Genomic DNA, 22,606 nt, shown 5'->3' with positions numbered 1-22,606 from the left:
CGGACTTTTTTTGTGATTGTTCGGATCGGGTGATGGTCACATCCGACCGAATTCGAACACTTATTTTATTTCCGTGACGTTCCCGGCCTCCGCGCCTGGTGCCAGCGCTGGACCAGCCCCTCCGGGGCCTCCTCCGCCGTGAGTACGTAAATGAGATGGTCCCGCCACGCTCCGTCGATGTGGAGATAGCGCGGGCGCAGCCCCTCCTCGCGGAATCCCAGCTTTTCGACGACGCGGCGGCTGGGCCCGTTCTCGGGGCGAATGCAGATCTCGACCCGGTGCAGCCCCACCGAGCGGAAGCAGTGGTCGACCGCCATCGCCACCGCCGTGGGCATGACGCCGCGCCCGGCGACCTCACGGTCCACCCAGTAGCCGACGTGCCCGGAGCACATGGAGCCCCACGTGATCCCCGCGACGGTCAACTGCCCCACCAGCCGCCCCTGGTACTCGATGACGAACGGCAGCATCCGGCCCGCGTTCGCCTCGGCGCGCAGGTGACGGACCATCTGCCGGTACGTGGGGCGCTGGGCGAGCGGCGCCCCGGGGGCCGGCGGCGGAATCGTCGCTTCCCAGGGGCGCAGCCAGTCGCGGTTGCGCCGGTTGACCTCTCGCCAGGCGCGCTGGTCGCGCATCCTTATCGGACGGAGTGTCACGTCTCCGTCCACCAGCAGCACGGGCCAGGAGGGGTTCATCCGGAGGTACGGGGGTGATCGCCGCCGCGGAGCTGGTCCACGGCATGGGTGAGCAGCTTGCCGAGGACGGCGAGACCGTCCCGTACGCCACCGGCGGAGCCCGGCAGGTTCACGATCAGCGTCCGGCCGGCGACGCCCGCGAGGCCGCGCGAAAGCGCGGCGGTGGGGACCTTCGTGGCGCCCTGGGCGCGGATCGCCTCGGGGATGCCGGGGATCTCGTGGTCCAGGAGGCGCCGGGTGACGTCCGGGGTCCGGTCCGTGGGGGAGATGCCCGTACCGCCCGTGGTCAGGATGACGTCGTACGCGGCGGCCACGCCGTCGCGCAGCGCCCGCTCGACCGGGTCGCCGTCGGGGACGACCTCCGGGCCGTCGACGGAGAAGCCGAGCGCGGTGAGGCCCTCGACCAGGATCGGGCCGCCCGTGTCGGCGTAGACACCGGCGGCGGCGCGGTTCGAGGCCGTGACGACGAGGGCCCGGTAGGGGGTGGCCGGGAGGGCGGGATCGTCTGTCATGTCGTGCTCCCGTCCCCGGCCCCGGTCCCGCGCGTCCACGTGCCCGACTTGCCGCCGGTCTTCTCCTCGACCCGTACGTCCGTGATCACCGCGCCCTTGTCGACCGCCTTCACCATGTCGACCACCGTGAGCGCGGCCACGGAGACCGCGGTCAGGGCCTCCATCTCCACGCCCGTACGGTCCGTCGTCCGCACCGTCGCCAGGATCTCGACGGCGTCGTCGGCGACCGCCAGGTCCAGCGTGACGCCCGAGACGGCGAGCGGATGGCAGAGCGGGATCAGGTCCGGCGTCCGCTTGGCGCCCATGATGCCCGCGATACGGGCCGTGGCGAGCGCGTCCCCCTTGGGCACTCCCCCGCCCCTGAGCAGCTCGACGACGCGCGGCGAGACGAGGACGCGTCCGCTCGCGCGGGCGGTGCGCGCCGTGACGTCCTTCGCGGAGACGTCGACCATGCGGGCGGCGCCCGAGGCGTCGATGTGGGTCAGTCCCCCCGCCTGTCCCCCCGGGGGAGGGACGGGCGGAGGATCTTGCTGAGACGGTCCGGAGGTCTCCCCCCGGTTCAACGCGGTCATTGCTGTGAGCGCTCCCGGTCCGGGCCCGAGAGGGCCTGTGTGGGCTGACACGCTACCGCCACCATGGGGCGGTCAGCCGATCAGGACCACGTCGAGTTCCGTGCCGGGTTCGACCGACACGGTGTCCTCCGGGACGACGGCCAGCGCGTCGGCGTGGGCGAGGGCCGCCACGAGGTGGGACCCGGCGCCGCCGACCGGCGCGATCGTGCCCGCCTCCGCGTCGTACTTCGCCCGCAGGAACTGCCGTCTGCCGCTCGGCGAGGACAGCGGCCCGTCGCCGACCAGCGTTGCGCGGACCACCGGACGGTGGACGTCCTCCAGGCCCATCAGGGCGCGGATCGCGGGCCGTACGAACAACTCGAAGGAGACGTAGCACGACACCGGATTGCCGGGCAGCGCGAGCAGCGGGACGTGCTCCGCGCCGATCGAACCGAAGCCCTGGGGCTTGCCCGGCTGCATCGCCAGCTTGCGGAAGTCGATGCCGCTGCCCGGTTCGTCCTCGTCTCCCACGGAGGACAGCGCTTCCTTGACGACGTCGTACGCCCCGACGCTGACGCCGCCCGTGGTGACGAGCAGGTCCGCGCGGATCAGCTGGTCCTCGATGGTGGCGCGGAGTGTCTCGGCGTCGTCCGTGACGGCCCCGACGCGGTACGCGATGGCGCCCGCGTCCCGGGCCGCGGCGGTGAGCGCGAAGCTGTTCGAGTCGTAGATCTGGCCCGTACCCAACTGCTCGCCGGGCTGGACCAGCTCGCTGCCGGTGGACAGGACGACCACGCGCGGGCGCGGCCGTACCCGGACGGAACCGCGGCCGATGGCCGCCAGCAGGCCGATCTGCGAGGGGCCGAGCACCGTGCCGGCCTTGAGCGCGAGATCGCCGGCCCGTACGTCGCTGCCCTGGGCGCGGACGTGGCCGCGGGCCTCGATCGAGCGGTAGACCCGCACCTCGCCGCTCCCGCCGCCCGGCGCGTCGCCCGCCGGGCGCATGGAGGTCGCGGGGCCCTCGCCCGTACCCCCGTCGGTCCACTCGACCGGTACGACCGCCTCGGCGCCCGGCGGGAGCGGGGCGCCCGTCATGATCCGGGCGGTCTCCCCCGGGCCGACCTCGGGCAGATCGCCGCTGCCCGCCGCGACGTCGCCGATGACGGTGAGCACGGCGGGGAACTCGTCCGTGGCGCCCGCCACATCGGCCGTACGGACCGCGTACCCGTCCATGGAGCTGTTGTCGAACGGCGGCAGGGCCACCGGCACCGTGACGTCCTCGACCAGGACGCAGCCCTGGGCGTCGGGCAGTTGCAGCTCGATGGGTTCGAGCGGGTGGATCGCGGCGAGGATGTCCGCGAGGTGCTCGTCCACGGACCACAGCTGCTCGTGGCGGGCCACCGGAGCCGATTCTGCCGTACTGCTCAAGGCGCTACATCTCCTCGCTGACATAACTGCGGAGCCAGGCGCGGAAGTCCGGGCCCAGGTCTTCACGTTCGCACGCGAGTCTGACAATGGCACGCAGGAAGTCGCCCCGGTCGCCTGTGTCATACCGGCGGCCCTTGAAAATCACACCGTGGACCGGTCCGCCGACCTTCTCGTCCACCGAGAGCTGCTGGAGGGCGTCGGTGATCTGGATCTCACCACCGCGGCCCGGCTCGGTCTTGCGCAGTATCTCGAAGATCGCGGGATCGAGCACGTAGCGCCCGATGATCGCGTAGTTGCTCGGCGCGTCGGCGGCGTCGGGCTTCTCGACCAGGTCGTGGACCTCGACCACGTCGCTGTCGCGCGTGGGCTCCACGGCGGCGCAGCCGTACAGGTGGATCTGCTGGGGGTCGACCTCCATGAGGGCGATGACGCTGCCGCCCTCGCGCTCCTGGATCTCCATCATGCGCGACAGCAGGGGGTCGCGCGGGTCGATCAGGTCGTCGCCCAGCAGGACCGCGAAGGGCTGGTCGCCCACGTGCGGCGCGGCGCACAGGATGGCGTGACCGAGGCCCTTGGGGTCGCCCTGGCGCACGTAGTGCATGGTGGCCAGTTCGCTGGACTCCTGGACCTTCGCGAGCCGTTCGGCGTCGCCCTTGCGGGTGAGCGCGCCCTCCAGCTCGTAGTTGCGGTCGAAGTGGTCCTCGAGAGCGCGCTTGTTGCGGCCGGTGATCATGAGCACGTCGGACAGGCCGGCGGCCGCCGCCTCCTCGACCACGTACTGGATCGCGGGCTTGTCGACCACCGGCAGCATCTCCTTGGGAGTGGCCTTGGTGGCGGGGAGGAACCGGGTGCCGAGGCCTGCGGCGGGGATGACAGCCTTGGTGATCCGGGAGGGCGACTGAGTCATACGGATAACCCTATCCGGTGGGCTATGCGCGGAAGATGATGCTCCGGTTAACTTTCGCCGCACCTATGGGTGTACATCCACAATCGAGAGGTTTGTGATGTCCGGTGGCGCATGAGATGTCCGGAAAGGCTTCCGTACGGAGTGAACTCCTTGCCGCGAGAGCCCTGCTGTCCAGTGAAGACGCGCGAAAGACCGCTTCGGTTCTCGCGCGGCGGGCCGGAGATCTGGCCGCGCTGGCCGGGGCCCGTACGGTCGCCGCGTACGTCTCCGTCGGGCGTGAACCCGGCACCCGCGTGTTGCTCGACGCGCTGCGCGCGCGGGGTGTCGACGTCCTGCTGCCGGTGCTGCGCGCGGACAACGACCTCGACTGGGCGCGGTACGAGGGGGCGGAGCGGCTCGTACGGGCGGGGCGGGGCCTGTGGGAGCCGGACGGGGCGCCGCTCGGCCCGGACGCCGTGCTGGCGGCGGAGGTCGTGCTGCTGCCGGGACTCGCGGTGGACAGCCGCGGGATGCGGCTGGGGCGGGGCGGGGGGTCGTACGACCGGGTCCTCGCCCGGCTGGAGCGGGCCGGCGCCACGCCGGCGCTGGCCGTCCTGCTGTACGACGACGAGGTGATCGAGCGGGTCCCGGCGGAGCCGCACGACCGTCCCGTCCACGCGGTGGTGACGCCCGGGGGTGTCAGGCACTTCACCGGCGGCCGTCCTTGAGGGTGCGGGAGGGGAGAGAGCGCGGGTCGTGGCCGCCCCCTCGTGGAGGGGGCGGCCTTCCGACCGGCCGGTGACACCGCCGACACCGGCGTCGCGGATGCCGATACCGGCGTTACGGATTCAGCGTCAGGGTGTCCGTCGTGGTGCGTTCGACGGCGTTGGGCGTGTACGCCCAGTCGAGCAGTTCGCCCTTGGCCCACTTGTCGGTCTGGTCGCTGTAGTGCGCGTTGTACGCGTGTCCCGAAGCGCCCGTCAGGTTGATCCAGCGGGACTTGTCCCAGTCGCCGACGTTGACGACCATCCGCATCGACGGGACCCAGATGACGTCGTAACCGCCTGCCGCGTTCCACCCCGTCGCGTCGACCGCCGCCTCGCCGCCACCCAGGTTCCACGGGCCGCGGTTCAGTATGAACTTCAGGACGCCGGGGCCCTCGGTGCCGAGGGTCTGGTTGTTGAGGTTCAGCTGGTGCAGCCGGCCCCAGTTCCAGGAGGAGACGTCCTTGCCGAGCGCGGCGGTCAGCTCCCAGCGGGCGTCCGTCATGGCGCGGGCGAGCAGCTCGTCGCGGGTCTTCGTCGCGCCGTCCCTGCGGCCGCCCGCGGCGCTCCACCACGCGTTGTTGTCGTCCTTGATGATGTTGCGCACGACCTCCAGCCAGCGGTCGCCGCCGTCGGGCTGCGCCGAGTCCGGGTCGCGCTGGCCGCACTCCCGTACCGCGCGGGTGTCGAGGTCGTCCACCGGGCCGGTGTTGTCGGCGGGCGCGACGGTGAGGCAATCGCCCTTGGCGCGCAGCTCCTTGGGCAGCTTGTTGCCGAAGGCGAGCTTGAGGACGTTGCGCCAGACCGCGTTGAAGTAGGCGGCCGCGGCGGAGTCCGGCTCCTGGGTGCCGTCCCAGCCTTCGAGGAGCTTCTGCGCCTCGCGGACGGAGGGGTCCGAGACGTCGATCTTGAGCAGGTAGCTCTTCAGCAGCGTCCAGGCCGGGCTGCTGTTGTCCATCTGCATGGTCCGCATGTCATCGGTCGAGATCTTGCCGCCGTCCTTGGTCTTCGACTCGATGAGGTCGTTGATCCGCTGGCTCCTGGCGCCGTAGCCCCAGTCCTCGGTCAGCGTGTACGGGTACTTCTTCGCGTCTATCACGGCCTGGTTGGCGGTGACGATGTACCCGCGCTTGGGGTTGAACTCGTACGGCAGCTGGTCGAACGGGATCGGGTCCTTCTCCCAGTTCGCCTTCGGGTCCCAGCCGGGGGCCGGTGTCCTGCCGTCGAAGCCCTTGGGGCGGATCGGGATCGTGCCCGGTGCCTGGTAGCCGATGTTGCCCTTGGTGTCGGCGTAGATCAGGTTCTGCGAGGGGACCTCGAAGCGCGAGGCGGCCTTGCGGAACTGGCCCCAGTCCGCCGCCTTGTCCAGCTCGAAGACGGCGTCCATGGACTTGCCCGGTTGCAGCGCGGTCCATTTGAGGGCCACCGCGTAGCCGGTGCCCCGGTCGGGGGCGAGATTGCCCACGGGGGCCTTGTCGCCGACCTTCTCCAGCTCGGTGTCGCGGTCCGACACCACGGGGCCGTTGTTGGTCTCGCGGATGGTGATCTTCCTGCTGGGGCCGCCGGCGACCTTGATGGTCTCCTCGCGCGTGACAAAGCGCTTCTCCCCGTCCCCGTAGAGGTACGAGTCGCCGTTCACCTTCTCCAGGTAGAGGTCGGTGACGTCGGCGCCGAGGTTGGTGAAGCCCCAGGCGATGTTCTGGTTGTGGCCGATCACGACGCCCGGCATGCCGGAGAAGGTGTAGCCGGCGACGTCGTACTGGCACTTCGGCGAGACGCTGCGGCAGTGCAGGCCCATCTGGTACCAGAGCGACGGCATCTGGGGCGCGAGGTGCGGGTCGTTGGCAAGGAGCGGCTTGCGCGTCGTCGTGAGGGAGCCCGAGACGACCCAGGAGTTGGAGCCGATGCCGCTGCCGCTGGGGCCGAGCAGGGCCGGGATCTCGTCGAGGGTGCTGGAGAGGGAGCCGAGCTGGGAGGCCAGCGCCTGGGTGGCGCCGGCGGCGCTGCCGGGGTCGGCGGGGTTGCCGCCGCTGTTGGTGCTGATGCCGGTGCCGGTACCGGTGCCTGTTCCCGTGCCTGTGCCTGTTCCCGTGCCTGTGCCTGTGCCTGTTCCCGTGCCGGTGCCTGTGCCGTCTCCGAGGCCCGTGCCGGTGCCGTCCCCGGTGCCTGTGCCTGTGCCTGTGCCCGTACCCGTTCCAACGCCCGTACCGTCACCGGTGTCTCCCAGCTGGTCCGTCGCCGGGGCCTTGGGGTCGTACTTCCCGGTGACGGGGTCGATCCCGCCCTCGTCCACGATCGGCGCGTTCCGGTCGTACGGGTACTCCGGGTACAGGTCGGCGATCTGCTTCGCGCTCAGCCGGCTCGTCATCAGTGAACGGTCGATCTCGTCCTGCATGTTGCCGCGCAGGTCCCAGGACATCGCCTTGAGCCAGGCCACCGAGTCGACCGGCGACCACTTCTCGGGCTTGTAGTCGTTCGTGAAGCCCAGCGCCGCGTACTCGACGGAGATGTCCTTGCCGTCACGGCCCTTGAGGTAGGCGTTGACGCCCTCCGTGTACGACTGGAGGTTCTTCTTCGTCTCCGCCGACAGCTGGGTGTCGTACTCCTGCTGCGCCACCCGGCGCCAGCCGAGCGTGCGGAGGAAGGCGTCGGTCTTCACCTGCCCCTTGCCGAACATCTCGGAGAGGCGGCCCGACGTCAGGTGACGCCGGACGTCCATCTCCCAGAAGCGGTCCTGCGCCTGGACGTAGCCCTGGGCGCGGAACAGGTCGGCGTCGGTGTCCGCGTAGATCTGCGGGACGCCGTAGCTGTCGCGTCTCACGTCCACGGAGCCGGACAGGCCCTTGAGCTGGACGGACCCCGTGGTCTGGGGGAAGGAGGCGCGGACCGTGCTCACACCCCAGTACGCGCCGAAACCGACACCCGCGACGAGCGCCAGCACCAGCACGATCAGGATCAGACGGGCGCGTCGCCCCTTCTTTTTGGCGGAAGGGGGGGCTGTATTGGCGGGCATCGCTGTCCTTCGAGGGGCAGGGTGGTCCTGGGAATGCTGGAGCAACCATAGGCGCAGCGCTTCAACGTTCAGGACTCGGTGTCATGTAGTGCGACTGATCAGACGATCACACAAGGATGAGGGGCGCGTGAGGCGGCGTACGGGGTGGCGCTCGTACTGACGATCGAGCGCGTCAAGAAAACGTTAAAGATTAGGTAAGGTAACGAAGTACCCGCTGCCGGAGGAACGATCCGGCGAGCACGAGGGGAAGGATCGGCCGCTGACTGTCCACCAGCTCAATGAACTCCTGCTCATCTGCTCCCTCGTGCTGTTGATCGCGGTCGCGGCCGTACGGATCTCGTCCCGCAGCGGCCTCCCCAGCCTGCTGCTGTATCTGGGCATCGGGATCGCCATAGGCCAGGACGGGATCTTCAACGTCAAGTTCGACAACGCCGAACTGACCCAGGTCATCGGCTATGCCGCCCTGGTCGTCATCCTGGCCGAGGGCGGTCTGGGCACGAAGTGGAAAGAGGTCGCGCCCGCGCTGCCCATGGCGGTGGTCCTGTCGACGGCCGGCGTCGCGGTGAGCATCGCGGTGACCGCCACCGCCGCGCACTATCTGGTCGGCCTGGAGTGGCGGGCGGCGCTGATCATCGCCGCCGTCGTGTCCTCGACGGACGCGGCCGCCGTCTTCTCCGTGCTGCGCAAGGTGCCCCTGCCGACCCGGGTGACCGGGGCGCTGGAGGCCGAATCCGGCTTCAACGACGCCCCCGTGGTGATCATCGTGGTGGCGCTCTCCGCGTCCGGTCCGGTGGAGCACTGGTACGTCCTGGTCGGCGAGATCGCGATGGAACTGGCCATCGGCGCCTTCATCGGTCTCGCGGTCGGCTGGGTCGGTGCCCTGTGTCTGCGGCATGTGGCTCTTCCTGCCTCCGGTCTCTATCCGATCGCGGTGATGGCCATCGCCGTCTCCGCGTACGCGATCGGTGCCACGGCCCACGGCAGTGGCTTCCTCGCCGTCTATCTCGCCTCCGTCGTCCTCGGGAACTCCCGGCTGCCCCACGCCCCCGCCAACCGCGGTTTCGCCGAAGGGCTCGGCTGGATCGCGCAGATCGGCATGTTCGTCCTGCTGGGACTCCTGGTGACGCCACACGAACTGGGCCACGACTTCTGGTCCGCCGTCATCGTCGGCCTGGTGCTGACCGCCGTGGCCCGGCCGCTGTCGGTCCTCGTGAGCCTCGCGCCCTTCCGTGTCCCCTGGCAGGAAGGGGCGTTGATGTCCTGGGCCGGGCTGCGCGGCGCCGTGCCCATCATCCTGGCGACCATCCCGATGGTGTCCGAGATCGAGGGCAGCAAGCGGATCTTCAACATCGTCTTCGTCCTTGTCGTCGTGTACACGCTGGTACAGGGGCCGACCCTGCCCTGGCTGGCCAAGGCACTGCGGCTGGGCGGTTCTTCCGACGCCGCCGACCTGGGGATCGAATCGGCGCCGCTGGAGCGGCTGCGGGGGCATCTGCTCTCCGTGGCGATCCCCGCCCGGTCGAGGATGCACGGCGTGGAGGTCGCGGAGCTGCGGCTGCCCGCCGGGTCCGCGGTGACCCTGGTCGTACGGGACGGGACGAGCTTCGTGCCCCTGCCGTCGACCGTGCTGCGCCGGGGCGACGAACTGCTGGTCGTCGCGACGGACCCGGTGCGGGACGCGGCGGAACGGCGGTTGCGGGCGGTCGGACAGGGCGGAAAGCTCGCCGGATGGCTGGGGACGAACGCCGGCGTCTAGGCCGAGTCCGCGAACGTCTCCCCCGGAGCGTGTGCCTGGGCGTCTCCCCCGGAGCGTGTGCCTGGCCGGGCCGCCTGGGGTGTGCCTGGGACAGCCCTTACCAATCCCAGGCACGCCCCGGGGCCACCGGGGGTTTCCCAGCCACCGCATAGCTCCTACCTGTACGATGAAGGCGCACTTGATCGACCACCTCTGCCTGACGCAGAGCTGGCGCGACCGTATGGCGGCCGTGGAGTCCCCCACCGTGGGCCCCGGTATCTACCGCAGATCCGCGCAAGAGGACAGCTCTCGGCCGCCCCCGCCCACGCGGGGGCCCGCTACCAGGCGGCAGAAAGGCACGGACCGTGTCCCACACGGTCGACACCGCCGGGCGGACCTCGGACACCGACACCGCCGCCACACCCCGCCCCGGATACGGGCGGCTGCTGCGCACCCCCGGTGCCTGGACCTTCCTGCTGCCCGGCTTCGCCGCCCGGCAGCCGTTCGCGATGCTGACGATCGGCATCGTCCTGCTCGTCGAGCACACCTCCGGTTCGTACGGGACGGCGGGCGCCGTCGCCGCCGTCACGGGCGTCTCGATGGCGCTCTTCGCACCCCAAGGGGGCAAGCTCGCCGACCGGTTCGGCCAGCGCGCGGTCCTCGTACCGGGCGTGCTCGTCCACGCCGCGTCCGTCACGGCGCTGATCGCCCTGGCACTGGCCGGCGCCCCGCTGTGGGCGCTGTTCGCGGCGGCCGTCCCGACCGGCGCCTCCGTCCCGCAGATCGGCCCCATGGTGCGGTCGCGCTGGGCCGCCGTCCTCGGGAAGGGGAAGGGGTCTTCGCTGCTGCCCACAGCGGCCGCCTTCGAATCCGTAACCGACGAGTTCACCTTCGTCATCGGTCCGGTGCTCGCGACGGCGCTGGCCACCGGCGTCCACCCGGCGGCCGGGCTGGTCGCGGAAGGGGCGCTGACGCTCGTCGGCGGCCTGCTCTTCGCGGCCCAGCGGGGCACCCAGCCCAGAACCGCGGGACAGCGCCGCGCGGACGGTGCGGGGTCCCCGTCCCGGCCGCGCACCTCGGCCCTCTCCGTACCGGGCATACCGGTCCTCGCCGTGGCCTTCCTCGGCATCGGGTCGGTCTTCGGCGGGATGCAGGTCTCCCTGACGGCGTTCGCCGAGGAGATCGGGAAGCCCGGGAGCAATGGCGTGCTGTACGGCATCTTCGCGGCCGGCAACATGCTGGCCGGGCTCGTGTGCGGCGCCGTGGCCTGGAAGGTGGGCCCGCGCCGCAGGCTGCTGGTGGCGTACGCGGCGCTGACTCTGGGCGCCTCCGCGCTGTGGACTGTGCATTCCGCTCCTCTTCTCGCCGGACTGGGTCTGCTGGTGGGGCTGTGCATCGCCCCCGCGCTGATCACGGGCTACACGCTGGTCGAGTCGCTGGTCCCCGCCGAAGCGCGCACCGAGGCCTTCACCTGGCTCACCGGAGCCGTGGCGCTCGGCCAGGCGGCGGCGGTCACCGTCGCCGGACAGCTCGCCGACGCGCACGGCGCGAGCGCCGGATTCCTGGTGCCGCTCGCCGGTACGGCCCTGGCTCTGGCGACGCTGGTGGCACTGCGCTCACGGCTCTCGCCGAAGGGTCCCGGACGGGTCGCGGCGCGTGGGATGAGTCACCGCGTGCCGGTGACAGTGGACTGAACTCTCGGAATACGTCACTATGGAGCGTCGTTAGCACTCATTGAGTGAGAGTGCCAGGAGGAACAAGTGCCGACCTACCAGTACCAGTGCACCCAGTGTGGCGAGGGCCTCGAAGCGGTGCAGAAGTTCACCGATGACGCCCTCACCGTGTGCCCCACCTGCGAGGGACGCCTCAAGAAGGTGTTCTCCGCGGTCGGCATCGTCTTCAAGGGCTCCGGGTTCTACCGGAACGACAGCCGCGGCTCGTCGTCCAGCAGCGCACCGGCGTCGGCGGGCTCTTCCGCCTCGGGTTCCGCCGCCACGAAGTCGTCGTCGGACGCCAAGTCCTCGACTGCGGCCTCGTCGTCGTCCTCAGCCTCCGGCTCCTCGTCGGGCTCGTCGGGCTCCAGCAACTCGTCGAGCGGATCGGGCTCCGGTTCCGGCTCGTCGGGCAGCTCCAGCGGCTCCTCGGCCGCCTGATCCCTCCTCTCCGGGGCCCCGCCGTCACCGACGGCCGGGGTCCTTGGCGTATGCCTCTGCGGCTACTGTGATCGGTATGGCGAACGCAGAGATCGGCGTGATCGGTGGGTCGGGTTTCTACTCCTTCCTGGAGGACGTGACCGAGGTCGAGGTGGACACTCCCTACGGAGCGCCCAGCGATTCCCTCTTCCTCGGCGAGATCGCCGGCCGGCGGGTCGCGTTCCTCCCCCGGCACGGACGCGCCCACAACCTGCCGCCCCACCGCATCAACTACCGCGCCAATCTCTGGGCGCTGCGGTCTGTCGGTGTGAAGCAGGTCCTCGGCCCGTGCGCGGTGGGCGGGCTGGTGCCGGAGTACGGGCCGGGCACGCTGCTCGTACCCGATCAGCTGGTGGACCGTACGAAGGCGCGGACGCAGACGTACTACGACGGGGTGCCGCTGCCCGACGGCAGCGCGTCCAAGGTCGTCCACATCTCGCTCGCCGATCCCTACTGCCCGGAGGGCCGTCAGTCCGCGCTCGCGGCGGCACGCCGGCACGCGTGGGAGCCGGTGGACGGCGGAACGCTGGTGGTCATCGAAGGGCCTCGTTTCTCCACCCGGGCGGAATCCCGGTGGCATGCGGCGATGGGCTGGTCGGTGGTCGGGATGACCGGACACCCCGAGGCGATCCTGGCTCGTGAACTCGGTCTCTGCTACACCTCCATGACGCTCGTGACGGACCTGGACGCGGGAGCCGAGACGGGTGAGGGCGTCTCCCACGAAGAGGTGCTGAGGGTGTTCGCTTCCAACGTGGACCGGCTGCGCACCGTCCTGTTCGACGCAGTGGGCGGACTGCAGGCGAGCGAGACCCGGAACTGTCTGTGTGCGCATGCGCTCGACGGAATCGACACCGGTCTGAAACTGCCCTGAGCAAAACCGCGCCAATCGGCCTGGCCGCCGAACCACCCGCGCGCGTGGCCGAGTTATCCACAATCGGCGGCCCGTCCACAGGCCGCGGCAGGATCGTCGCGAACCGTGGATCGTGAGGAGCGACCGCAGAAACTCCTCACGACCGGCGGTGGTTGCCATGTCCCGTTCGTCCGCGCACGATCACTCCGCTCCCCACTCCTGTTCTCCCCGCTCCCGCCCGCCCTCGCCGCCCCCGATCCCGCTGCCCGCGCCCACCGGCTCGTCGGCACCGGATCTCCGCGGCGTGCCGGCTTTCGAGCCGCTGCGGGTGGGCGGCCCCCGCCACCGGCTGAACCGCGCGCTGCGCAGGCGGCGGCGTGTGATGGCCGCCGGCCTGGCCATGACGGCGGCGGCCCTGGCCGCCAGTGCCGCGGGCGGCTCAGCGGGGGTGACGGGGGACGCCGGGTCCCGCGGCGACAACGCGGCCGGTGCCCCCGACGGCGCCCCACCCCGCGGAACCTCATCGCCTCAGGCCTCCGCCGCCGGTCCCGCCCCCGTCGAGATGGCGTCCGCGCCCGTGCGGATCGCCGACGCGGCGACGGTCCGGCTCCTGCGCCGCGGCGACCGGGTCGATGTGATCGCCACGCCCGCGGCCGGGCTCGACGGGGCGGAAGAGAGCGCCGGGGCGCGTGTGGTGGCGGCGGGCGCCCGGGTGACGGAGATCCCCGAGCCCGCCGGCGGTGAGGGGGACACGGACCGGCAGACGCCGGCGGAGGCCGGAGCGCTGGTCGTCCTGTCCGTGCCGCGCGCCACCGCCGCCGAGCTGGCGGGGGCGGGCGCGGTCTCCCCCTTGGCGGTGACCCTGTGCTGAGTCGTACTGGCGAGCTGGCGGGTCGCCTGATCGCGTGTGCGGATTGGACAGCACGGGCACGCGCTGTCGTAGGTTGCGGAGCAGTTGGTCGTCCGTACCGCAGACATGAAGAAGGGCTCACTCGTGAGCAACGACAAGGAGAGCGTGCTGGCGGGCTTCAAAGCCTTCCTGATGCGCGGGAACGTGATCGACCTCGCGGTGGCGGTGGTCATCGGCGCGGCGTTCACGAACGTGGTGAACTCGGTCGTGAAGGGCGTCATCAACCCACTGGTGGGCGCGTTCGGCACGAAGGATCTGAACAGGTACCACTCGTGCCTCAAGTCGCCGTGTTCGACGGACGAGGCGGGCAACGTCGTCGAAGGCATCCCGATCATGTGGGGAACGGTCGTCAGCGCGGTCCTGACCTTCGTGATCACGGCGGCCGTCGTCTATTTCCTGATGGTGCTGCCGATGTCCAGGTTCCTCGCCCGGCGGGCCAAGCACCAGGCCGCCAAGGAAGAGGTGAAGGAAGTCATGGAGGTGAGCGAGCTGGAGGTGCTGAAGGAGATCAGGGACGCTCTCGTCGCCCAGCGCGGCCCGGGGGACAGCGCGCCCAGCACCCCTGCTCCCAGGACGCCCTAGCGGCCCGGCGCCGGAGCGTGCCCGGCGGTCGCCCGGATCAGATGTGGTGGGGCGGCTTCTCGTCCAGGAAACGGGCCAGGTCGGCGGCGCTGTCGCCGCCCCCGGTGGGCCGTTCACCCCAGCCACCGTCCGTGTCGTCCGAGGACTGCTGGTCCAGCGGGTCGTCGAAAACCAGCCCCGGGCTGGGGCGGGGCGCCTTCGGACGGGAAGGCCGGGACGGGTCTGCGGCCGGCTCGGGGGTGGGAGCGGTGCTCATAGCTCCAGAGTACGGTCACCGCCCTCCCGGCCGGATCGGCGGCCGGGCGGACCCGTGCGCGCGTCCGGCCCGGCCACCGGGGCCGCCTCTGCTGTGCTGGGCGCATGACGTCGACCAACGCCGCGGGCCCCCTGCGCAGGATGACCGCGCGCGGCCGGGACGAGCCGCATCGCACCGCCACCCCGCTGGAGCTCTTCTTCGACCTGTGCTTCGTGGTGGCGGTCGCGCAGGCCGGACGACAACTGGTGCACGCGCTCGCCGAGGGCCACCCGGGCATGGGGATCATCGGCTACCTCTTCGTCTTCTGGGGGGTGTGGTGGGCCTGGATGAACTTCACGTGGTTCGCCTCGGCCTACGACTGCGACGACGTCCCGTACCGGATCGCGACGCTGGTGCAGATCTGCGGGGTGCTGATCTACGCGGCGGGCGTGCCCCGGGCCTTCGCGGACAACGACTGGGTCGTCGCCGTCATCGGATATCTGGTGATGCGGGTGGCGCTGACCGGGCAGTGGCTGCGGGCGGCGGCCTCCGAGCCCGCGGGGCCGGCCAGGACGGCCGCGTTGCGCTACGCGGTCGGGCTGGTGATCTGCCAGGGGGCGTGGGTGGCGCTGCTGACCGCGCCGGAGAGCATGCGGCGCTGGCTGTTCCTCGTGGTCGGGGTGGCCGAGCTGCTGGTGCCGGTGATCGCGGAGCGGGCGCACGAGACGCCCTGGCACCCGCATCACATCGTCGAGCGATACGGGCTGTTCACCCTGATCGTCCTCGGCGAGACGATGTCGGCGGCGACCGTCGCCGTCCAGTCGGCGCTCGACGAGCACCAGGCCGTCGGGAAGCTGCTGCCCATCGCGGGCGGGGGCATCCTGCTGGTCTTCGCCGCCTGGTGGATCTACTTCGCGGTCCCCGCGCACCAACGGCTGACCAGCAACAGGGAAGCCCTCCCGTGGGGATACGGTCACTTCGTGATCTTCGGGTCAGCGGCGGCCATCGGGGCGGGACTGGAGGTCGCGGTGGAACACGCGGTGGCGAAGGCCCACATCTCGACGGCGGCGGCGTCGGCCGCCGTGACCATCCCGGCCGCGCTGTTCGTGATCACGGTGTGGGCGCTGCACGCGCGGCACTTCAAGACGGGTACGGCGCAACAGCTCGTGCTTCCCGGCGCGGCGGTGGTGATCATCGGTTGTACGTTCGCGGGGGTGTGGGCGGTCCTCTCCGCGGGGGTGGTGGCGGCGACGGCGGTCGCTGTGGGAGTGACGCTCGCCGCGCGGTCCGCGCGCGTGGCCCGATTCTGAGGAAGGGAACGATGCTCATGGCAGCCAACGACGCGCTGACCGATGTGGCCGGACTGCGGGTCGGCCATGCCCGGGTGCCGGGGGCGCTGGCCCTCACCGGCACCACCGTGGTCCTCGCCCCGGAGGGCGGGGTGGTGGCGGCGGTGGACGTACGGGGCGGCGGGCCGGCCACCCGGGAGACCGACGCCCTGGATCCGCGCAACATCGTCCGGCGTATCGACGCCGTCGTGCTGTCGGGCGGCAGCGCGTTCGGGCTCGACTCCGCGGCGGGGGTGATGGCGTGGCTGGAGGAGCGGGGGCGCGGGGTGCGGGTCGGGCCCGATCCCGCGCAGGTGGTGCCGGTCGTGCCGACCGCCGGGATATTCGACCTGGGGCGCGGGGGCGGCTGGCCGATCCGCCCGGACGCGGCGACCGGGCGCGCCGCGGTGGAGGCCGCGGCCGCCACCGGGAGCGGAGCGCCGGTCGCGGAGGGCGGGGTGGGCGCGGGCACGGGCGCCCTCGTCGGCCCCCTCAAGGGCGGGGTCGGTTCGGCGAGTACGGTCCTGGGCTCCGGGATCACCGTCGCCGCGCTGGTGGTGGCCAACGCGGCGGGCTCGGTGGTCGATCCGCTGACCGGGGTGCTGTACGGGCGGTACTTCGACGGGCCGGTCGTGTATCCGCCGGCCGAGGTCCACGCGGCGGCCCTGCGGCGCCTGGCCGAGTTGCGGGAGCGGAGCGGGCCGCCACCCCTCAACACCACGCTGGCCGTCGTCGCCACCGACGCCGGGCTGACCCGAGCGGAGGCGCACAAGCTCGCGGGGACGGCGCACGACGGCATCGCGCGCGCCGTCCGTCCCGTACACCTGCTCAACGACGGCGACACGGTCTTCGCCCTCTCGACGGGCGAGCGCCCCCTCGCCGACGACGGGCCGCTCGCCCTCAACGAGGTGCTCGCCGCCGGGGCCGACGTCGTGACCAGGGCGATCGTGCGGGCCGTGCTCGCCGCGGAGAGCGTCGAGGGGCCGGGCGGAATGTTTCCCTCGTACCGGGAGTTGTACGGGCTCGACCGGCCTGCGGGCCAACGGAGTTGAGGGGGCGCGCATGAACCACGCGAACGCGCCCATAGTTTTCATAAACTTGGGACGCAATGTCACCCCCAGGGGCTACGTTATGCAATCACCAAGTGACATGTGGCGACGGCCTGGAGACCCAACTTGAACGATCCGCATGAGACAACCGAGACGCACCTCGAGCGACTCCTGGGTCGGGCACTCAACTCCTTCGACCTTCCCGACGCACTGGTCGAGCGGCTCGATTCGGCGTTGGCGCACGCCAGTTCGCTGTGTTCCGCCCACCACAGTGCCGGACTGCACCGCGAGACGTACCGACACTCCTACCTGCTCACCGACGGCAGCACCATGACGCTCTGGGAGCTGGTGCACAACACCGGGCGCGGTGGTGCGCAGCTCCACGAGCTGTACGCCGACGAGGACGAGGCGCAGCTGGCCGCGTCGCGGCTGTGCCGGCCCGGCAGCCCCGAGGCGCCTCGGCTCGGGTCGCCGGATGCGCTCATGTCCCCGGGGCCGCCGCCTCTCGACGACTTCGACCTCGCGCTCCTGGACCGCCTGCTGGCCACGCCGCCGACGCCCGCGCCCCGCATGTACGTCCCGGACAACTCCCCGGACCACGCCCGCCGGGTCCTGCGGCGGGCGGAGAACGCGGACCGGCCGGGCGAGGAGACGGCTCGGCTGCTGCGGACGGCGTTCGCCCACCACATCACGCAGGTGTTCGGGCGGCAGTGCCAGGTGGAGGGCAAGGACGCGGGGTTCATGCTGTACGAGCACGCGTTCTTACTCGTTGACGGCAGTGAGATGAGCCTGTGGGAGGTCGAGCACACGGCGACGCCGGACGGGCGGCACATGTGTGAGGTGTACGGGGCGGAGCGGACGGCGCGGGATGTGATGGAGGCGAGGGCGCGGGTGCGGTAGGTCTGGCGGGGGGTGCGTCGCCTCTGCGGCGGGCCCGGCGCGGGGCCGTGTCTATTGTCCTCAAGCGCCGGACGGGCTGACTTTGGCCTCCGCCCGGCGCGGGCGCGGGTCACTGCGTCCTCAAACGCCGGACGGGCTGGGTTTGCCTCTGCGCGGTGCGACGGTGCTGGTCAAGGATGTCCTCAATCGCCGGACGGGATGGGGGGCGTCCGGATGGGCTGGTTGTGTCTTGACGCGGGCCTGGAAGGGGGACGGGCAGGGGTCGTGTCCGGAACGTAAAGCGTGTTTTGTGTCGCATGGCGAACGTCAACCAACACGACCGGCCGCACGCGACGTAAAACATGCAGTGCAGGACACGGCCCCTGACCGGCCCCCGGCAACCGACCCGCACCCCGCCCACCGGGCCGCAGCGGGCAAAATCAAGCCCGTCCGGCGATTGAGGACAAACAGGCGCGGCCGCCCAGGCCGGTGTTCAGGAGGCGCTTGTGGGACGGTCCACTGACATCTCGACCCTGTGGGACTACCACCGCATGCACCACGCCCCCCGCGTCGTCGACGTGGCGCTGGGGCTGGGGAGTCATGACCTCGGCGTCGCCGCGCACTGCGCCGCGCTCTACCGTGCCGGGCTCTTCGCCACCCTGTTGTTCACCGGCGGCAACAGCCCGGGCACCCTTGACTGGTTCCCCCGCGGAGAGGCCACCCACTTCCGCGAGCACGCGCTCGCGCTCGGCGTCCCGGACGAGGCGATCCTCGTGGAGCCGAGGGCGGCGAACACCGGGGAGAACATCGTGTTCTCGCGCGACGTGCTGGCCGCCGCCGGGATCGTGCCCCGCAGCGTACTGCTCGTCTGCAAGCCGTACATGGAGCGCCGGGCCTACGCGACCGCCCGGAAGCTTTGGCCCGAGGTCGAGGTGACGTGTGCCTCGGTGCCTTTGGGGTTCGAGGAGTACGTGACGACCATGGGGGACGAGAAGCTGGTCGTGGACATGCTCGTCGGTGATCTTCAGCGGGTGATCGAGTATCCGAAGCGCGGGTTCGCCGTCGAGCAGGACGTGCCGGAGGAGGTGCTCGCCGCGTACGCGTCCCTCGTGGACGCGGGCTTCGACGGGCACCTCCTCCCAGCGGGAGCGCAGACCCCCTAGCTCTTCGCGCTCCGCGCCTTCGAGGGCAGGGCGAACATCACCGCGAAGATCAGCGTCAGGACGCCCACCACCCACCAGAGCGCGTTCTGGAAGCCGTCCGTGAACGCGGTGGCCGTCGCGGCCGGGGTCGCCCCCGCGCCCACCCGGTCGTCCACCACGCCGAAGAAGACCACCGAGACCAGCCCGAGCCCCAGCGCGTTGCCCATCTGCTGGGTGGTGTTGATGAGTCCGGACGCCGAGCCGGAGTGTTCGCGCGGCACCTCGGACAGCACCGCGTCCGTCAGCGGCGCCATGATCAGGCCCATCCCGACCCCCATGACCGTGAGCGGCAGGATCATCTGCCAGGAGTGGATCTGCGTGCCGTAGCGCGCCGCCTCGCCGATGTAGAGCACCACGCCCAGGATCATCGTCAGCGCCCCCGCCTGGAGCACCTTGCGGCCGAAGCGCGACACCAGGACCTGGACCGAGAGACCGGCGGCCACGGACACCGCGACGGAGAACGGCAGACCCGTCAGGCCGGCGCGCAGCGGGGTCCAGCCGAGGCCGATCTGCATGTACAGCGTCCAGACCAGGAAGAAGATGCCCGAGGCGACACCGAAGGTCAGCTGCACGGCGATGCCCGCGACGAAGCTCTTGACCTTGAAGAGGGACAGTTCGACGAGCGGCGACCCGTCCTTGCGCGTCTTGTACTTCTCGTACGCCGCGAACGCGCCGAAGACGACCAGGCTGCCCGCCATGCACAGGTGGCCCCAGAGCGGCCACCCCAACTCGCGCCCCCGCGTGAGGGGGTAGATCAGCATCAGCAGGCCGGCGGTCACCAGCACGACGCCCACGAGGTCGAGGCGCAGCGCCCTGGTTGCCTTGGACTCGGTGATGAACCTGCGGCCCAGCAGCACCCCGGCTATGCCCACCGGCAGGTTGATGAGGAAGATCGGGCGCCATTCGAGGCCGAACAGGTTCCACTGCGTGAGCAGCGCCCCCAGCAGCGGTCCCGAGACCGCGCCCAGCCCGATGACCGCGCCGAACATCCCGAAGACCTTGCCGCGTTCGTGCGCCGGGAAGGTGGCGTGGATGATCGCCAGCACCTGAGGCACCATCATCGCCGCCATCGCGCCCTGGAGGAGGCGGGAGGCGACGAGCATGTCCGGGTTCACCGCGAACCCGCAGAGCGCGGACGCGACGGTGAAGCCGGTGATGCCCACGAGGAAGAGCCGCTTCCGGCCGTAGATGTCACCGAGCCGGCCGCCCGTGATCAGCCCGGCCGCGAAGGCCAGCGCGTACCCGGCGGTGATCCACTGGATCGCCCCGAAGGAGGTCGACAGGTCCCGTTCGATGCTCGGGACGGCGATGTTGACGATGGTGACGTCGACCAGGTCCATGAAGGCGGCGGTCATGACGACCGCCAGCGCCAGCCAGCGGCGCCGGTCACCCGCGGGGCCGGTGAGCCCGCCGCCCCCCGCGCCCGGGTGGTCGGTGTCCCCGGGAACGGGGACGGCTCCGGGACCGGTGACAGCTCCCGGGTCGGTGACAGCTTCCGGCTCAGTGGCAGCTCCCGGGTCGGTGACAGGAAGAGAAGCCGTATCCGGTACGGCGGCCGAGGTGTTCATGGGAGAGAAGCTAGGGGGCATGTAGGCCAGCTTGCGTCCTAGATGGACGCCATCATGAAGCCATGACGGACACCCCGGCACGGCTCCTCAACCTGCTCTCCCTCCTCCAGACGCCACGCGAGTGGCCCGGCAGCGAGCTGGCCCAACGGCTCGACGTCAGCCCGCGCACCATCCGCCGCGACATCGACCGGCTGCGTGACCTGGGCTATCCGGTCGAGGCGTCCAAGGGCGCCATCGGCGGCTACCGCCTGGTGGCCGGCACGGCGATGCCGCCGCTGCTCCTCGACGACGAGGAGGCCGTCGCCATCGCGGTGGGCCTGCGCGCCGGTGCCGGGCACGCGATCGAGGGCGTCGAGGAGGCGTCCGTACGGGCGCTCGCGAAGCTGGAACAGGTGCTGCCATCGCGGTTGCGGCGCCGGGTGTCCACCCTCCAGGCCGCGACGATGCCGCTGACCCGGGGCGACGGCGCGACCATCGACGCGCGGACGCTCACGGTGATCGCCTCGGCCGTCACCGGTACGGAGCGGCTGCGCTTCGGCTACCGGTCGGGGGACGGTACGGAGACGAGGCGTCAGGTCGAGCCGTACCGCCTGGTGTCGACGGGACGCCGGTGGTACCTGGTGGCGTACGACCTGGGGCGGGAGGACTGGCGTACGTTCCGCGTCGACCGGGTCAGCGACCCCATGGCCACCGGGGCGCGCTTCACGCCGCGCGAACTCCCCACGGGGGACGCGGCGCAGTACATGGTCCGATCCATGGCCCGGATGCAGCCGCGGCTGGAGGTGGATGTGAGCTTCGCCGCACCCGCCGGGTTCGTGGCGGCGCGGCTGCCCGCGTACCTCGGCGCGCCGGAGCCGACCGGCCCCGGCTCCTGCCGGCTGCGCACCACGTCGCACGACTCGCTGGAGTGGCTGGCGCTGCGACTCGCCCTGGTGGACTGCGAGTTCACCGTCCACGGACCCGTACAGCTGACGGACTATCTGAACGACCTGGGGGCCCGGCTCACCCGCGCGGCGGCGCCGGCCACGGCGCCGGAGCAGACGACCGGGCACGGGAAAGCAGGAGGACAGAAATGAGCCAGGAGACAGAGGTGAGCCCCGGCACCTGGGGGGGGTTGGTGCCGGGGCTCGTCTGAGGGGGCCGACGTGTCGGCCCGTACGCGACACCCGGAAGCAGTGTGCGTAGGACTGACACTACGGCCGATGGGCGGCGACGTCACGCCGCCGCGTCGAAGCCGGTGTCACGAGCCATTTTCTTCAGCTCCATGAGCGCGTGCTTTTCGATCTGCCGGATCCGCTCGCGCGTGAGGCCGTGTTCCTTGCCGACCTCGGTCAGCGTGCGCTCCCGGCCGTCGACGATGCCGTACCGCATCTTGATGATCGAGGCCGTGCGCTCGTCGAGCTTGCCGATCAGATCGTCCAGCTCCTCACTGCGCAGAAGCGTCATGACGGACTGCTCGGGCGAGACCGCGGAGGTGTCCTCCAGCAGGTCACCGAACTGCGTGTCCCCGTCGTCGTCCACCGACATGTTCAGGCTGACCGGGTCACGGGCCCAGTCCAGCACGTCGTTGACCCGCTCCGGGGTCGAGTCCAGCTCCTTGGCGACCTCTGCGGGCTCGGGATCGCGGCCGTTCTCACGGTTGAACTCGCGCTGCACGCGCCGGATCCTGCCCAGCTCCTCCACCAGGTGGACGGGCAGCCGGATCGTACGGGACTGGTCCGCTATGGACCGGGTGATGGCCTGGCGTATCCACCAAGTGGCGTACGTCGAGAACTTGAAGCCCTTGGCGTAGTCGAACTTCTCCACGGCACGCACCAGGCCGGCGTTGCCCTCCTGGATCAGGTCGAGCAGGGGCAGGCCGCTGCGCGGATACCGGCGCGCGACCGCCACCACCAGACGGAGGTTCGAGCGGATGAAGACGTCCTTCGCACGCTCGCCCGCGGCGACCAGCGCCTCGAGCTCTTCGTGCGAGGCTCCGCCGGCCTCGCTCCTCACCTCTCCGTCGAGGATCTGCCGGGCGAACACACCTGCCTCGATGGTCTGGGACAGCTCGACTTCCTTGGCGGCGTCGAGCAGGGGCGTGCGCGCTATCTCGTCGAGGTACATGCCGACCAGGTCGCGGTCGGCGATCTCCCCGCCCACGGCGCGAACACTGCTTGCCGCTTTCGAACCACCAGTGGTGGAACGACGGGCGACGGCACGGGTTGCCATGCGAGCTCCCTTAACTGGA

At 71.0% G+C, this 22,606-nt stretch carries 21 protein-coding genes; 12 read left to right on the top strand and 9 right to left on the bottom strand.

All coding sequences use genetic code 11. From position 1 onward, the window contains the following. Nucleotides 1-65 precede the first annotated feature (65 nt). The 5 genes from ACIODU_RS24965 to galU form a co-directional block, all read right to left on the bottom strand. Nucleotides 66-692 carry a GNAT family protein gene (locus ACIODU_RS24965; RefSeq protein WP_356426821.1) on the bottom strand — a complete coding sequence of 209 codons (627 nt, stop codon included), beginning with the start codon at nt 690-692 and terminating at the stop codon, nt 66-68. Continuing rightward, a complete protein-coding gene (locus ACIODU_RS24960; protein ID WP_401769961.1) occupies nt 689-1,204 on the bottom strand; it encodes a molybdenum cofactor biosynthesis protein B in 516 nt (171 codons plus the stop codon). The genes ACIODU_RS24965 and ACIODU_RS24960 overlap by 4 nt, the downstream gene beginning before the upstream one ends. Continuing rightward, nucleotides 1,201-1,776: a cyclic pyranopterin monophosphate synthase MoaC gene (gene moaC, locus ACIODU_RS24955; RefSeq protein ID WP_401769960.1), complete on the bottom strand. Its 576-nt coding sequence runs from the start codon at nt 1,774-1,776 to the stop codon at nt 1,201-1,203. The genes ACIODU_RS24960 and moaC overlap by 4 nt, the downstream gene beginning before the upstream one ends. A 72-nt stretch (nt 1,777-1,848) precedes the next feature. Continuing rightward, nucleotides 1,849-3,183, bottom strand: coding sequence for a gephyrin-like molybdotransferase Glp (glp, locus tag ACIODU_RS24950; RefSeq protein ID WP_401769959.1), 1,335 nt, complete (start codon nt 3,181-3,183; stop codon nt 1,849-1,851). Between the two features lie 4 nt (nt 3,184-3,187). After that, nucleotides 3,188-4,090, bottom strand: a complete 903-nt coding sequence (gene galU, locus ACIODU_RS24945; RefSeq protein WP_356426811.1) for a UTP--glucose-1-phosphate uridylyltransferase GalU — start codon at nt 4,088-4,090, stop codon at nt 3,188-3,190. 116 nt (nt 4,091-4,206) lie between these two features. On the opposite strand from galU, the gene ACIODU_RS24940 reads away from it, so the two are divergent. Then, nucleotides 4,207-4,797, top strand: coding sequence for a 5-formyltetrahydrofolate cyclo-ligase (locus ACIODU_RS24940; protein ID WP_401769958.1), 591 nt, complete (start codon nt 4,207-4,209; stop codon nt 4,795-4,797). A 112-nt stretch (nt 4,798-4,909) separates the two neighbouring features. Here ACIODU_RS24940 and ACIODU_RS24935 read toward each other — a convergent pair whose 3' ends face one another. Continuing rightward, nucleotides 4,910-7,846: a penicillin acylase family protein gene (locus tag ACIODU_RS24935; protein ID WP_401769957.1), complete on the bottom strand. Its 2,937-nt coding sequence runs from the start codon at nt 7,844-7,846 to the stop codon at nt 4,910-4,912. Nucleotides 7,847-8,060: 214 nt separating this feature from the next. Between ACIODU_RS24935 and ACIODU_RS24930 the strand changes: the two genes are divergently transcribed. The 6 genes from ACIODU_RS24930 (at nt 8,061) to mscL (ending at nt 14,115) form a co-directional block, all read left to right on the top strand. Then, on the top strand, nt 8,061-9,602 hold the full coding sequence (locus ACIODU_RS24930; RefSeq protein ID WP_401770038.1) for a potassium/proton antiporter: 1,542 nt from the start codon (nt 8,061-8,063) through the stop codon (nt 9,600-9,602). Between the two features lie 344 nt (nt 9,603-9,946). Next, nucleotides 9,947-11,275: an MFS transporter gene (locus tag ACIODU_RS24925; RefSeq protein WP_401769956.1), complete on the top strand. Its 1,329-nt coding sequence runs from the start codon at nt 9,947-9,949 to the stop codon at nt 11,273-11,275. A gap of 66 nt (nt 11,276-11,341) precedes the next feature. Further along, nucleotides 11,342-11,734, top strand: coding sequence for an FmdB family zinc ribbon protein (locus tag ACIODU_RS24920; RefSeq protein WP_401769955.1), 393 nt, complete (start codon nt 11,342-11,344; stop codon nt 11,732-11,734). A 76-nt stretch (nt 11,735-11,810) separates the two neighbouring features. After that, nucleotides 11,811-12,644 (top strand): S-methyl-5'-thioadenosine phosphorylase, encoded by an 834-nt coding sequence (locus tag ACIODU_RS24915; protein WP_356426798.1) that lies wholly within the window; start codon nt 11,811-11,813, stop codon nt 12,642-12,644. A gap of 283 nt (nt 12,645-12,927) precedes the next feature. Then, a complete protein-coding gene (locus ACIODU_RS24910) occupies nt 12,928-13,494 on the top strand; it encodes an RcpC/CpaB family pilus assembly protein (RefSeq protein ID WP_401769954.1) in 567 nt (188 codons plus the stop codon). A gap of 105 nt (nt 13,495-13,599) precedes the next feature. Then, entirely contained in the window at nt 13,600-14,115 is a 516-nt protein-coding gene (gene mscL / locus ACIODU_RS24905; protein WP_356426793.1) for a large conductance mechanosensitive channel protein MscL, read from the top strand. A gap of 37 nt (nt 14,116-14,152) precedes the next feature. On the opposite strand, the gene ACIODU_RS24900 is transcribed toward mscL, so the two are convergent. After that, nucleotides 14,153-14,371, bottom strand: a complete 219-nt coding sequence (locus ACIODU_RS24900; protein WP_401769953.1) for a hypothetical protein — start codon at nt 14,369-14,371, stop codon at nt 14,153-14,155. 104 nt (nt 14,372-14,475) lie between these two features. Between ACIODU_RS24900 and ACIODU_RS24895 the strand changes: the two genes are divergently transcribed. From ACIODU_RS24895 to ACIODU_RS24880, 4 genes are all read left to right on the top strand, one after another. After that, nucleotides 14,476-15,660 carry a low temperature requirement protein A gene (locus tag ACIODU_RS24895; RefSeq protein ID WP_401769952.1) on the top strand — a complete coding sequence of 395 codons (1,185 nt, stop codon included), beginning with the start codon at nt 14,476-14,478 and terminating at the stop codon, nt 15,658-15,660. A 17-nt stretch (nt 15,661-15,677) separates the two neighbouring features. Then, on the top strand, nt 15,678-16,730 hold the full coding sequence (locus ACIODU_RS24890; protein WP_401769951.1) for a P1 family peptidase: 1,053 nt from the start codon (nt 15,678-15,680) through the stop codon (nt 16,728-16,730). A gap of 123 nt (nt 16,731-16,853) precedes the next feature. Further along, nucleotides 16,854-17,627 carry a DUF6227 family protein gene (locus ACIODU_RS24885; protein WP_401769950.1) on the top strand — a complete coding sequence of 258 codons (774 nt, stop codon included), beginning with the start codon at nt 16,854-16,856 and terminating at the stop codon, nt 17,625-17,627. Nucleotides 17,628-18,157: 530 nt separating this feature from the next. Next, nucleotides 18,158-18,769, top strand: a complete 612-nt coding sequence (locus ACIODU_RS24880) for a YdcF family protein (RefSeq protein WP_401770037.1) — start codon at nt 18,158-18,160, stop codon at nt 18,767-18,769. On the opposite strand, the gene ACIODU_RS24875 is transcribed toward ACIODU_RS24880, so the two are convergent. Further along, nucleotides 18,766-20,376, bottom strand: coding sequence for an MFS transporter (locus ACIODU_RS24875; RefSeq protein ID WP_401769949.1), 1,611 nt, complete (start codon nt 20,374-20,376; stop codon nt 18,766-18,768). The genes ACIODU_RS24880 and ACIODU_RS24875 overlap by 4 nt on opposite strands. Nucleotides 20,377-20,438: 62 nt before the next feature. On the opposite strand from ACIODU_RS24875, the gene ACIODU_RS24870 reads away from it, so the two are divergent. After that, on the top strand, nt 20,439-21,452 hold the full coding sequence (locus tag ACIODU_RS24870; RefSeq protein WP_401769948.1) for a helix-turn-helix transcriptional regulator: 1,014 nt from the start codon (nt 20,439-20,441) through the stop codon (nt 21,450-21,452). A 139-nt stretch (nt 21,453-21,591) separates the two neighbouring features. On the opposite strand, the gene ACIODU_RS24865 is transcribed toward ACIODU_RS24870, so the two are convergent. Continuing rightward, nucleotides 21,592-22,587: a sigma-70 family RNA polymerase sigma factor gene (locus tag ACIODU_RS24865; protein ID WP_356426773.1), complete on the bottom strand. Its 996-nt coding sequence runs from the start codon at nt 22,585-22,587 to the stop codon at nt 21,592-21,594. Between the last annotated feature and the right edge of the window lie 19 nt (nt 22,588-22,606).

The organism is Streptomyces sp. NPDC088261, assembly GCF_044740805.1.
Taxonomy (GTDB): domain Bacteria; phylum Actinomycetota; class Actinomycetes; order Streptomycetales; family Streptomycetaceae; genus Streptomyces.
This window is presented reverse-complemented; position numbering and strand designations above follow the sequence as displayed.